Genomic DNA, 12,321 nt, shown 5'->3' on the forward strand with positions numbered 1-12,321 from the left:
TCATTGCGTCGCCCTTTGCCCAAAGCAACGCCGCGATTACGGCCACATTACGCAGACGGTCTAGCACGTCGGAGGACGAGAACGGTTAGGCGAATACATTGGGATCCACGCCCCAGCTCTGCAGGCCGTTCTCGAGGTCAACGTCAGTGCGCGGTTGGTATTTTCTAATGACCGCGCTGAGCGGCGGCTGGCCACCCAACACAGCAAGCTCCATGGCGCTCACGACTTCCTCCGGGAAAGCCGTTCCCGGGTGCCGCGATTCGAGTGCGCTGCGGATTGACTTGAGCGCGTCGTGGATCGCCCACCCTTGGCACGCCGCTGTGTAGTCCGACTGGGCCCGGTCCCCGTTCTCTGCCTCCCGCTCGGCCTGCCTGACGTAGTCCGCCTCCTGCATGGCCTCGAAGTAACTGGTCCGCTTCGCGCGCTCGACGGCGATGGCGGGAACCCAGGTCTCGCTCGGCTGCAGCTTATACGGCTTTACGCCCAGGGCACCGACGATACTGTCCATGCGGTCCGCTGACAGATCCAAATGTGGCGACGCTCTGTCGCGGAGGAAGTCCATAGCGTCTTGCTGGGCCGCTGCACGGAACCACTTTCCTGCGCGCTCGCCCATTCCTGAATCGTCGACAACCATCGGCCGCGTAAACATCACAAGACCGCTGATGTGGCTAAGATCATTCGGTGGTGGCAGTAGTCTTTCGGCCTTCAGATAGGAAATCAGCAACTGCTTGTATCGGCGAACCTGCTCATATGGGTTCGCATCGCGTCGGCCGCCACGAACGATAAAACCATCGTCGGTCCGCCATTCCCCGTTCTCCGAGATGCGGACGGCACCACCGCAGTCCTTGAAGTCCACAATGGTGATGGAGCGGCAGCCGAGAACCAGCGCGTCGATCTGGCACCCGTCGCCTTCGATGTTGCCGATGATCGCCGCGTCGCCAGTCAGGAGGGCTAATCCCCTCGAGCAGAGGAGGCGGAATGCCCTGTTTTCCTGATCATGCCTGTAATCCCCACCATACAGCCTCACGGTCATTAGGTCGCCTTTCGTCCCTGGAACAGTCCTATAGCAGGTCGCAGCACGCCGACGGTTCGCTTTGTGTGGCCGACGTGACCGCAGCCGCCTGATATTCGCTCGCCAGAATTTTCCGTTCGGCCTGTCGGGAGCGGTCGCTGTATTCCATCAGCCGACCATCACGAGTAGGCGTTGGCACACCCCACGTCGAACCCGTTTATGATTGTGTGGGCGCGCGCCAGCGGTTTCCCGGGATGGGGTTTCCGGGCCGTCCCGGCGCCACCGACATACTCGAGGACTTTGCGGCGCTCGTCTAGCATTGCGAAATTCGACATGCGGCGCATCCTGCCTTGTGGTCGCGATACGGGTTCGTTCGGCGGCCGCTCCTGGATCGAGTGGTTCAGCTCCTGCACAGGGAAGGCGGTACGTAAGTGCGCTCGGTCCAACCTTCCCCCAGCGACGAGGTTCCGCGTTGTGATTGCAACCGTTCTGACCAGATCCGGATAGTCGATTTCATCATAGGTGTTCCAAATTCCAGCGGGGAGTTTATTGCCGGGAAGGTGGTCCCAGACGTTCTCCATCAAGGTCGATTCGGGAGCATACATTGACGAGGCACGCCGTCTCAGCCTTGCAATCGGCGAGCGTTACGCGGTCCATAACGACAGTCGATGCGGTGGTCGATTGGGGAGCAACCTTGGAGGCTACAGACCCGCAACCTCCGACGTAATGCTCCGTGAGGTGACACCCTTCAGATTCGCCAGCAATACGCTCCTCATTTCCTCGACGGATAGTTTCCTAACCGTCGCAAGTTCACGGAGGACCATCTCAGAGTCCGCCGGTCTCAAAGGCCTGCCGTCCATCGTGGTGAAAGGTCCGTCCGTCTCCGTCAGCAACCGACCCATCGGCAGCCTACTGACAAGCTTCAGGCCATGCTCCTTGCGGAGCATTTCGATGTTAACGGAAAAATAGCAACCGAGTTTGACTGCGCGCTGGGCCTCCCGCTCGCTGCCAGTGAACCAATGAAGGCAGACCTTGCCTCGACCGGACGGCAGGTTTTCCTCGATCATGTCGAGTACCTTCGACGCGGCCCTGACGCTGTGGACCGAGAGGATCCTTCCTCCTTCGGAAGCGCAGGCCTCGAGGATGCGTCTGAACACGTCCTTCTGGCGTTGCAGGCTGCGGTAATGTCGGGGGCCTGCATCAAGGCCGACCTCGCCAATGTATCGAGCCTCCGGCAAGTATCGCTCCCAGGCATCGATTTCACGCCATCTCTCCTCGACGATCTGGGGGTGGAGACCAAGTCCGGCTCGCACGTGTTTGGTCGCTGCCGCAAAGTCTCGATTGCGCGGCCAGGCAGCGGGCAGGGTTGTGACCGCGAGGGTATAAATCTCATGACGATCGCAATCACTGACCTGGCGTTCGAAATCGGGATAGAGATCAAGATGACAATGGAAATCGATCAATTTGCCTGACACGGACGTTCCCTATTGAGGGTTAGATGGTCGTAACGCCTGTTAGCAGGCGTCCGACCTCCTTCATACCTCGGTCATAGACGCCGATTAGTTTGTCCAGATTGTCTACGTCCTCTCGCAAGGGGCCCGGTTTATGGATGAGAATGCGCGCCAAGTCCGGGTTCTGTGCAAGCCTACCCAGCGCATACTGGTAACCTCTGACCTGTTTCCCGTCCTTGCTCTTGGCGGACAACGGCTGCGCGGTCAGGTCTCCGCACCGATACCCGGTCGGATCGTTACCAACTCCCAATGCCGCCTCGATTGCAGCTCGGCGGATTATACAGGGTACACAGGTTCCGCAATGATTATTGTCGTCCTTGCTCCAACGCTTCAGCGAAGGGTGCGCGCACGACACGGAAAGTGGGATAAGTTCCTTTAGCAAATCGGGCATCAGGCAGCTCGCGACCATCTCGCCCTTAGTGAAATTCCAGTACGGGTTCACGACCGTGCCAGGGATGCCGATTGAGGTCAGCAGGTCGTTCCAGCGGCGAAGGTAGAACGGGTGCGTCGTCCGCGTGCTGTTCGATCCGATACGCGTCGGGTCGAGTGGCACGTTGAGCGCGATGAGGCCGTTTTCAGGGATGCGTAGATCGAAATGCCCCGGCAGCCCGGAGCCAGCGAAGGCACCCAATGCGAGGAAGAGGAACGAACGCCCTCGCGTCGAGTCCTCGCTGCCTGCGATCAGGTTCCGTTTGAAGGACAGGGAATATCGCAAGCCCTCCAAGGTGCGGTTCGTGGGCTGCTGCCGGGCGAACCCCTCTGACATCCTCTGGAACAGAGCGCCCTGCGGGCCGCTCACGGCCCCTTCGCCCTTGTGGCTAACAAATAGGGGGCGAAGGCGCCCGGGTCCGGCTAGCGCATTTAATGCCCCGATAAGACTATCGAGACCGCCGGAGAATAGGGAGACCCCGTCGAAATTCGGGATGTCAACATTCGGTAAGGCCGGAAGCGAGACGGCACCGAATGACCGCGGTCGAGCGCGGAAAGCGACATCCCAATGGTCGCCGGTTAGGAAACGCAACATGGTCGTCAACGTTGGCGCGGCCGCCTGCCATTGAGCGGGATCCGATACCGGAGCAACTATTCTAAGTTCGCGGGTCCAGCCATCTTGTGAGGCCGTCACCCTCTTCACGCGAGTATCGAGCGCGTGAACGAGGACTGCGACGACCATCAGGTCCACTCCGATCTCGCTCGGGCGAACGCGACGGGACCACAGATGGTCCATTGCCTGCCCGATGCCATAGCGAAGGCGCCGGTCGCCTCCAACCAGGTCAAGCCGGGTGACGGCGACGCCATCCTCATCGGGCGGCTGAAAATGGTCGTCCGGACTGAAGTGGCCAGCGAGCGCATAACGGGTCATCCGCCTTCCTCCTTGACTGCCTCGTCACCGCGGTCGTGAAGCACCTCGGCCGCGCGCTCGAAAATCCAATCGATTTCGGGGCGCAAATCCGCCTCTCGGAAATCGCCCTTAAACTCCTCGATGGTCTCGGCGACGCAGCCGCGGACGAAATCGTGAAGCCCGCTTTGGATCGCCTGGATCTCCTCGGGGTCGGAGGGCAAGGAGATAATGCCGATGCCTATGGCGGTCACGATGCGCTGGTTCACCGCATTCGCTATGAACTTACCGATGATGTCCCGAATAGTTTCGGGAGAGGGCTTCTCAAGATCCGGAGGCTGGTCCTGCATCACCTCGTTCACCGCTTCGAGGTATGCGTCGCGGGCATGAGCGTCGTCGAGATCGCCGTCCGGGGGACATATGTGATCGACCAGGGCGGCGTATATGTCCTGAATAGGTCGGTCGGCCAATGACCCGAAGTTGAGGGTGCGGACGACCTCGCGGATGCCGCCGGGGGCCTCTGACGCGCGGGAAAGTACGTTCGCAAAATTACCCGCGGCGGAGCGTTCGGCCGCCATGCGTTGGGAGGTCGTCGCTGAACCGCCGCCGGTTCGGCTCACAAACGAGGAGACGGCTTTACCTAGCGCCCGGCGGTCATCCCCGCCCGACTTTACGAATTGCGTGAAGCGCGCCCGGGGCCCGGTATATCGGGTTGGTGGCGGCTGCGACGGTGGGAGTTGCGGCGGTGGTGGCTGACCGCCATTTGCTGGAGAACTTCCGCCAATCCAACTCGGGATCAGGGGGTTGTTATTCTTGCCTCCGCCGAAGGGAGTTGAGGTTCCCATCTCAGCCGCCCTTGCCGCTGCGCTTCGGCGGATTGAGGGCGGTGCGCGCCGCCCTGCTGAGTATCGCGTTTTTCGAGCTCATCCACTTCGCGAGCACTGCATCAAGTCGTCCACGAACTATGGGATCCTTGATTATCGGCGTGTGTCCTGAGGCAGCCCAGAATCCAAGTTTGTCGACCGGAAGATCATTCAGCATCTCAACATATTGGCTCTGGAGGCCGGGATGTTCGGTCACAAGCACCGTTAGGCCGTAGAAAGTTTCCGGTTTCCGATCAAACGAACCCGATGCCAAGGTGAGCGCTCGAAGTTCTCTGAAAATCTCGCTGACCTCCGGCGGGGAAAGTGCCTTGACGTCTGCGGTTGCCGACTTTGCGGCCATCTCGCCCGCTGCGAGCTTGGCCATCAGCTTGCGGAGTTTTTCGGAAAGGGGGGCAGCCCCGGCGACAAAGTTCTTTCGATCCTTAATCACAAACAGGTATGGCTTGAGCGAAATACCACCCAGTGCTGGCTTTACGCTGGCCCACCTGACCACCTCGGGCCTCAGCTTCCAGTCGGCTACAACGCCGGAACGGTCCTCGCCTGCGTCCGGCCAAACCTCATCCTGCTTCTCACCGTCTGAAGCCGATTTCCCTCCCCCATCTACGAGGGCCTCCAGCTCGACCAACTCGGGACAAATGCCGTCTCGGGCGCTAGCAGCCGTTGTGGCGATATGAGTGAAGACGGCTTCCGGCAGGAAGAGCTCGGCCAGCATAAGTTTTGCAAGTTGCGCCTGTCCGATGGCGTCACCGAAGTTGCGTTCCCGCGCTACTGCGAGCCTGAGCGTCAGCGCGTTGAGGAAGCGCTTAATCTGCCTGGGGTTCCCCTTGGTTCCTGCGGAAAGAACCGGGCTGATCCGATCGGCGGTTAGAACGGCCTCGGACACCTGCTCAAACTGCCCCTTCAATGCGGCCTTGACGGCCTCCGTCGTGAATACCTCGGTGTCCCAAGGCTTCGAGAACGCATCGCGTCCAAGCTGCATTAGATTGGCGAACTCTGGCGTCTTGTCCCCGACCGTCGCTCCGACCAGAAGTAGCGTTACGTAGATGTGGGTTTCCGTCTCCCCGAGGGCGGGAATGCGGAAGGGCACCTGGAGCAGCTTTTCTAAGTAAGCGCGGGCGTATCCCTGAGAGCCTTGGGAGGTTTGGCTCTCAGGCAGATCCGGAAAATGCTTCCTGACCGCGTACTCGATCATCCCCTCATCCGCGCCGACGATGAAGGCCGTCTTGTCGAGGAAAACGAAAAGTCTGATCGCCTCCAACGTCTCGATAGCCGTCTTTGGGAGGCATCTGTCGAGGTCGTCGACGAGGACGACGAGGCGCTCGATCCCGGCCTTGGCAATCAGCTTCTTGAACGATTTCCGAAACTCAGTGATCTCATGCGGAACGCTGTAACCCTTCTCGATCCGGCCCTCTTTCGTCGTCTTCTCGCCCTCCTTCTTCAGGTCTGAAATTTCCCCGAGGGCCTTCTCGCGCTCGTCCTTATCCGTGACCGTGTCCTTGACCCATTCGACTGCGGAGCCGAGCAGTTCGTCGAAGCCGAATGCCGGAATCCCGGTCCAGGCCGTAAAGGCAAGGGTCCCCACCTTCTTCGCGAGCTTGAGCTTGTCGACGCTTTTTAGGACCTCTTTGACATCGTCTGAGGCCTTCGACCAGAGCGACCGCTTCTCTATCAGCCCAAGGATAACCCCCTCGATCAGAGCGATTTTGGCATCCTCGAAACCTTGGAACTGCCAGCCGCTGAACTTGAGACAGAGGACAGACTTGTCCTTCGACAACTCCGCCTGGATCATCTCCAAAACGCTCGATTTGCCAGCTCCCCAGTCGCCATGAACGCCAATCGAGATCGGATGTTCCGATTTTTCTTTGATCAAGCGGACCACGGTCTTGGCGATAGCCTCGTTGTTGAGGAGGTCGATCTTCGTTTCGACATCACTTAGATAGCCGAGCGAGAGTGCCGTTTGTATCGCCATTGGACCCTCTAGAGGCTCTTCGATTCGATTGCTTACATTTTCCACGAGAACGCTTGCCCTTACAACTCCAAAGGTTGGCATGAGGTATTGATTGCGCGGCAAATTAACGATCTTTCCCTGACAGCATGGTCCGGACCGGGATAGGCGGACTGGCGGGAGCTGAATGTCGTCGTGTTTGGCGGTGATGAGACGACGGCCTGGGCCGCCCGCGGGGCCGTGGGGGATTTTGGTTGATGGGCGTGCTTCTCTCTCCCCTTGCGCCGTTCGTGCCGACTCCGACAGTTTCATCGGCCCGGTCCATCAGCCCGGCCGTTGGGCTTCCATCAATTATGCCACGACCTCTCGGGCGACATATTGTGGCGCAGGCGCGCCCTGCTTCCTGGGCCAGGACGACAACATTGCCCGTGACCAGAAAGGGATGACTGTGAGGTGCCCTTCAACGGTCCACCTTCGTAATCGGAATAAACATAACAGTCCGTAATAAATCTGGCTTTTGCCTGTTGAACGGGTTGATGGTGTCCCGGAATGTGCGGTAACCTGCAACGAGGGTCGGTCAAAGGGTCAGAGAGCTCCTATGGATCAGGAAGCAGGGCCGTCAGGGGAGGTCGTTTCTCGGGCGCTCACTCCGTTGAGCGAGGACGCCCCATGGTGGCGGATTGGCATCGCGCCGGATGCGTCCCGCTACGTCCCCCATGGAAAGCCGTTCAACGGCGGGAACTACACGCGGCTTGTGGTCGAGTTCGACGACCAGGGAGCCAGTTACCATGCACACCAGATGGAATGGATCGACGAGCAGCTAAGCGCCTTAGCGGGGCGGCAGCCAGTCATCATCGTCTTCGTGCATGGCTGGAAGCACAACGCGCGACCACGCGACCCGAACCTTCTCGCCATAGATAAGGTGCTGAAGCAGACCGCGGACGCTGAGGCCGCAGTCGGCTTGAACCGGCCTGTCATTGGCATCTTCGTCGGCTGGCGTAGCCTCTCGGTTTGGCGCTCTTCTCGTCCGGCGTAATCGGGAAATCAACGATCTTCACGCCCACCTGGCGAACGTCCAGAGCCAGATGTCACCCGTGATCGACGCGTTGCGCAAGCACGGCATCACCGTGCGCAATCTTGATGACCTGGCCAGCCGCCTGGAGCGGGTTACGGATTACGACAAGGCCCGCCAGGAGCTGGACGAGACGCAAAGCGCACTCGCGGGAGCGCGGGCGGCCGCCGCGCGCCAGGCCGCAGATCTTCAAGCGCGGCTCGACCGGATCTCGGGGAACCGGGTGCAGATGGCCGACAAGGCTGTCCAAGAGGACGCTATGTCGGCCATGCTGTGGCAGACTGGGGCGCCGGGCGGGACAGACCAGGAGAGACTGCAGGCCGTGCTCGCGCAGGCATCCCAGACGGAGAAGACCAACGGCGATCTGACCGGGCAGAACGAGCAGATGCGTAGAGAGATTGCCCGGGTGAAAGGTAACGGCGGGTCTGGCTTGCCCTATTGTTGGACGACCCTCGACGGTCATCCCGAATACATGCTCCGTGTTGACCTTCACGACGACAACGTGGTCGTGAGCGACATCTCGCCCCGTCCGCGCTCCGGCGACCCGGCGTGGCAGCTACTCGACGCTGTGCCGCGCGGGCAAACCATCACTATCGCGACGCTCATTTCCGAGGTCGCTCCGCTCGACAGGGACGGCACCGCCAAGAAGTGCCGCTACGCTGTAGAGGCGTTCGACGGCACGGGCCGGACGAACAAGATTGGCTACAAGTTTTTGATGGGGCGCCTCTGGTCCGTCTTCATGGTGCGGGAGATCAGATGAGCCCCAACCCCGGCGATCAAGCCGCCCGTCTGGAAAGGGCGCTGACCGCGTTCCGGGAAGCCGCTCAGCGGCGAATGCAAGCCCGCCACGGTGGACCGAGGCCGCCCGATATCTCAGTGCCCGGCGTCAACTCCGTGTCCGCCGTCCCCCAGGCCCGGGTTTCCAGCTTTGAGTTCATTTGGCGCTTGTTTTCCATAGGAAGGCCCCCGCCGCCGGAAGCGTAAACTCCTTCTTACCGGCCCGCGCCGTCCTCTTGCGAGCGCGGCATGCTGGTGCGGCACAGAACCCGCTCGAATTCCGGTTGTGCCAATGCGTTGACGACCCGTTTGGAGCGGGCGAAATCGCCATTTTGGCTCCGGTCGCCTGGTCCGCGGCATCCATTGGGTTCTTTTTTTGCCGCATGGAATTTAGGTTGAGTGGCCGATTTTTGTAATCTATTCGTTTTACATCAGTATGTTGATGCGGCTGGTCCCAGCGCTCTTCATCGGCTTTTTCGGGTACATCACCGCTGTCGTCGCCGCAACAGTCACTGCCACCTCGGACGTTCCGGACACCCATAAGGGGGGCTCTCTTGCGGCCTCATGACCACGAGCCAACGGATGGCGGTCACGGTTGGAATCCCGATCCTCGGCGCCGTAATGGCGATGCGGGCCGACCTGCTGGCTGGGATCCAGCTTGCACTCGCGGCCGACGTTGTCCTGACGTTGACGGCCGCGGTCATCATCTGGGCCAGTCTGAACCGGTCGCGGCCTGCGGGCGCGCGTCCATCCGCGACCCGTTAACGGCCCGTCGCCTCTGTTTGAGAACAGCGGTTTTCTGGGCATGCCGTCATCGGACTTGGAGCGGTTGGAGGGGGAATCGCGGGAGCGTCGCGAGGTAATCGGATGCCGCGCGCAGCGGCACAGGCATCAAGAGTTCAGCCGCTTCCTCAATGTCACCTCGGTACGTCGCGGAGTTCATGCACTTTTTCAAGGCGTTGTCACGTCTCGGCCCCGGGATCTCGTTGTGGCGCCCGATTCACAAGGCCGGATCATTGAGACTAGGAGTGCCGCGCTGTTCGCGCGGACGTGTCCTGAGATGCGGGCGTGTGTTTCGGTGCACGGCTTAGATCAGTGGCGGCCTGCATATTGAGCCAAAATTTCACGGAAAGGCGCGTTAGCCGCGACAACGCTTCCGCGATTTCGTGTGTGACCCTGCGGCGTGAGCCTATAATGTCCCGAAGCTGACTGACGGGGATGCGCATATCTCTTGCCGCGTCTTCGACGCCCATCTTCATGCTGGGCAGCATGATTTTCTCTAGATATGCACCGGGCGACACGGGGGTTACACCCGCCCGGATAAGTGCCTTACCAGAGGCGGGATTGGCGCGTTGCATGTTCCTAAGCTCTCCTCATGGAAGAATGTCCACTTCAGCGGTCTGAGCGGATAGATCTTCCCTTAGTCGGAACTTAATCATAGTGGCACTTCCGACCAGGATATGCCAATCACTTCGTGTCACGACGCGTAGAGAGTAAGGCGGATCGATCAATGCGTAACGCACATCGGCTCGGCAGGTTGCCTGGTCGAGGACGGTTGCGGCGGCATCGAAAAGCATAATATCTCCGCTTTGAGCCACCCATGTATTGCGTGTCGCGATGACGCCTTGATAGTTTGTTATCACGCCTCGATTACCTCATTTTCTATCCTCTGTCTCACAGAAGAAGACGCGAGTAATCTGCGGCGAGCTGCCCCATCAAGTCCAGCCACGATAACGACGGGCGTCACGGATATGCCCCAAATTAACCATATCAGGTCAACGGCTGTTGGCACCTCATCGGCAAATACAGTGCCCCACACCAGAACGCACGAACATATGGCAACCAAAATCGCACAAAATCCGCGAACGTGCTCCAACTTTGCGTCTATATCCCTTTTTACCAGAAGGAACGTGCGCATAGCTGTGCGCGATTCGACGTATTTGGCATGATTGGGAGGGACAATCAAACACAGCCGCTCCCAGCGTCCAGTTTCTGCCGTGATTGCAGGTTCGCGTATGTTCGGCAACGCAAATATTGCGAGATCGACCGCAACCGCCAGCTCAAACGCCGAGTGATAGTGGTACCATTGGACTGGCATTCACAATCGAATCCAAGAAGTTTCCCTTGCCCGAGGGGACCATTTCTAGAAAATCTTGTCAAGAACATGACACCCACGTTTCGATGCGATCTCGCTGAATAATCGCGGCGTCATAAATCAGTTGCCATTGTACGGCAGGCTCGAAATTCGAGAAAATTTGCCTGCACTCGCGAGAAGCTCGCCCAAGGACGATTGTCGAGGAGCGGCGTGGGATTACCGCTCGCTGACGCGATCTGAAAGCCGACTTGACTAAACTCGCACGCGACATTGCCGCGGTTGATCGTGTCCTGGCCATGCTGGACCCGGCTTACCAACTGGAACGCGGCCGTACGAACGTTCGAAAAATCCCGCAGTCCGGCCCATTCGGCTTTGCCGAGATGACCACGGCCGCACTGGATATGCTCGAGCGGCTGGGACAGCCCGTCAGACAATCTCCGGCAGGTCCCCTCGCTGCTCGGCACTTAGCGGTTTGGGCCCCCAATCGCCGATAAAGAGCGGGCGCGTGCACTCGAGGCTTCTCACCAGCCGCGCCTCGCCACGAGCGGTGGCGAGATCGGCGGGTAGGAGTGGCGCGCGCCGACAGAGCACCGAGCATCCATCACGGCAGGCTTTATAAGGCGCTTCGGGCATCCAGACTCAAGTCTGGCCTTCGGACGCCGCGACGGCACGCATCGCCGGTAGAGGGAGGCTTCATTCAAAAAGCTGCCGCCCGCTCCGCTGGGTGACGCGCGGCCTCGCTGGGTAACCCACTGAAGCGACGCCCCGTTTCTGGACCGTCGGGCGCGAACCCCGTCGACACAGCAAAGGCGGAGGCGAACCCGGCTGCTCGAACCCGCCTACGCGGGTGGGACGGGCCGAAAGTCCACAAAGACGTTCGTTGCGCGGTTACGCACACCCGCAACGTCGAAGGGCGCAACTATGAGGCGCCTCGTCTGTGCCTCCTCGGGATCGTGAAAGTTGAACGGCGTACGGCTCATAGGCTGCCAGGGACTTGACGCTTTGTGGGTCGATTTCTGTAGTTCCTGCCCGCTGCAAGTGCTCTCGCCAATGCAAATGAATTCGCGTTGGCCTACTATCGAGCCGCGGCCGGTAAAGGAGGTGCGGCCTCTCCGGGCTTATAACGTGGTCGATCGGCGCGACGACGGTTTGCAACCTCGCGCAGCGGCCTCATGAGAACTCTGACTGAACTCGTGCCGCCATGTTTCCAGTGGAACGTAAGCTGCTCGTGCTCCCAGTCGACTACCACTTTCACAAACAGCGTCACTAAAAGTGAGTGAAGCTCCATCCGATCGACCTGAAGGGCCTTTGCGACTTGCCGGAGCTTTTCCAACCGCTTCGTGAGCGTTACGTCAAGCCATTTTGGGCGATCAATCCGCAGGCGCTTACGGTCGGCTAGGAGTTGTCTAACTTCAGCATCCACCGCGTTCTGCGCTTCAATCACCGGTCGCGATGACTGTCGAACTTGCTTATATTCGCTTGCAATAGATGCTCTGCGGCGACGGAGAACGTGAAGCCTGCTCCGAATTTGCCCCAACATTTCGGTTCGCGCTTCTGAGCCGAGGGCTGGCTTGGGACAGCTCGAGATCACACCGTCGATGTCGATCGTCAGCGCGTCTTCGATGCCAGGATATCGAACCCAGTGATCGGAACAGCCAACGCCACTGTCGGCCAGACGGCACATGTAAT

General features: G+C 59.8%; 11 protein-coding genes. 3 read left to right on the forward strand and 8 right to left on the reverse strand.

Translation table 11 applies throughout. The features are described 5' to 3' along the window. Positions 1 to 85 precede the first annotated feature (85 nt). The 5 genes from GSQ89_RS37150 to qatA form a co-directional block, all read right to left on the reverse strand. On the reverse strand, positions 86 to 1,033 hold the full coding sequence (locus GSQ89_RS37150) for a nuclease-related domain-containing protein (protein WP_158933144.1): 948 nt from the start codon (positions 1,031 to 1,033) through the stop codon (positions 86 to 88). 680 nt (positions 1,034 to 1,713) lie between these two features. Continuing rightward, a complete protein-coding gene (gene qatD, locus GSQ89_RS37155; RefSeq protein ID WP_158933145.1) occupies positions 1,714 to 2,487 on the reverse strand; it encodes a Qat anti-phage system TatD family nuclease QatD in 774 nt (257 codons plus the stop codon). A gap of 19 nt (positions 2,488 to 2,506) precedes the next feature. Beyond that, entirely contained in the window at positions 2,507 to 3,883 is a 1,377-nt protein-coding gene (gene qatC / locus GSQ89_RS37160; RefSeq protein ID WP_158933146.1) for a Qat anti-phage system QueC-like protein QatC, read from the reverse strand. Next, on the reverse strand, positions 3,880 to 4,704 hold the full coding sequence (qatB, locus tag GSQ89_RS37165) for a Qat anti-phage system associated protein QatB (RefSeq protein WP_305782272.1): 825 nt from the start codon (positions 4,702 to 4,704) through the stop codon (positions 3,880 to 3,882). The genes qatC and qatB overlap by 4 nt, the downstream gene beginning before the upstream one ends. A gap of 1 nt (position 4,705) precedes the next feature. Continuing rightward, positions 4,706 to 6,712 (reverse strand): Qat anti-phage system ATPase QatA, encoded by a 2,007-nt coding sequence (qatA, locus tag GSQ89_RS37170; RefSeq protein WP_158933148.1) that lies wholly within the window; start codon positions 6,710 to 6,712, stop codon positions 4,706 to 4,708. A gap of 628 nt (positions 6,713 to 7,340) precedes the next feature. Between qatA and GSQ89_RS37175 the strand changes: the two genes are divergently transcribed. From GSQ89_RS37175 to GSQ89_RS37185, 3 genes are all read left to right on the forward strand, one after another. Beyond that, on the forward strand, positions 7,341 to 7,724 hold the full coding sequence (locus GSQ89_RS37175) for a hypothetical protein (protein ID WP_158933149.1): 384 nt from the start codon (positions 7,341 to 7,343) through the stop codon (positions 7,722 to 7,724). A 58-nt stretch (positions 7,725 to 7,782) separates the two neighbouring features. After that, positions 7,783 to 8,520, forward strand: a complete 738-nt coding sequence (locus tag GSQ89_RS37180) for a hypothetical protein (RefSeq protein ID WP_158933150.1) — start codon at positions 7,783 to 7,785, stop codon at positions 8,518 to 8,520. Between the two features lie 599 nt (positions 8,521 to 9,119). Further along, positions 9,120 to 9,302 (forward strand): hypothetical protein, encoded by a 183-nt coding sequence (locus GSQ89_RS37185; protein ID WP_158933151.1) that lies wholly within the window; start codon positions 9,120 to 9,122, stop codon positions 9,300 to 9,302. A gap of 257 nt (positions 9,303 to 9,559) precedes the next feature. On the opposite strand, the gene GSQ89_RS40470 is transcribed toward GSQ89_RS37185, so the two are convergent. The 3 genes from GSQ89_RS40470 to GSQ89_RS38925 all read right to left on the reverse strand — a co-directional run. Next, positions 9,560 to 9,895 carry a HigA family addiction module antitoxin gene (locus GSQ89_RS40470; protein ID WP_158933152.1) on the reverse strand — a complete coding sequence of 112 codons (336 nt, stop codon included), beginning with the start codon at positions 9,893 to 9,895 and terminating at the stop codon, positions 9,560 to 9,562. A gap of 850 nt (positions 9,896 to 10,745) precedes the next feature. Beyond that, a complete protein-coding gene (locus GSQ89_RS37195) occupies positions 10,746 to 11,066 on the reverse strand; it encodes a hypothetical protein (RefSeq protein ID WP_158933153.1) in 321 nt (106 codons plus the stop codon). Between the two features lie 641 nt (positions 11,067 to 11,707). Continuing rightward, on the reverse strand, positions 11,708 to 12,321 hold a 614-nt coding region (locus GSQ89_RS38925; RefSeq protein WP_216856632.1), incomplete at its 5' end, for a hypothetical protein.

The organism is Acidisphaera sp. S103 (genome assembly GCF_009765975.1).
GTDB lineage: Bacteria > Pseudomonadota > Alphaproteobacteria > Acetobacterales > Acetobacteraceae > Rhodopila.

Bases quoted from the DNA above. Each gene is read 5' to 3' on its own strand.
- GSQ89_RS37185 (WP_158933151.1), top strand. From the start codon at position 9,120: ATGGCGGTCACGGTTGGAATCCCGATCCTCGGCGCCGTAATGGCGATG.
- qatB (WP_305782272.1), bottom strand. From the start codon at position 4,704: ATGGGAACCTCAACTCCCTTCGGCGGAGGCAAGAATAACAACCCCCTG.
- GSQ89_RS37150 (WP_158933144.1), bottom strand. From the start codon at position 1,033: ATGACCGTGAGGCTGTATGGTGGGGATTACAGGCATGATCAGGAAAAC.
- qatC (WP_158933146.1), bottom strand. From the start codon at position 3,883: ATGACCCGTTATGCGCTCGCTGGCCACTTCAGTCCGGACGACCATTTT.
- GSQ89_RS40470 (WP_158933152.1), bottom strand. From the start codon at position 9,895: ATGCAACGCGCCAATCCCGCCTCTGGTAAGGCACTTATCCGGGCGGGT.
- qatA (WP_158933148.1), bottom strand. From the start codon at position 6,712: ATGGCGATACAAACGGCACTCTCGCTCGGCTATCTAAGTGATGTCGAA.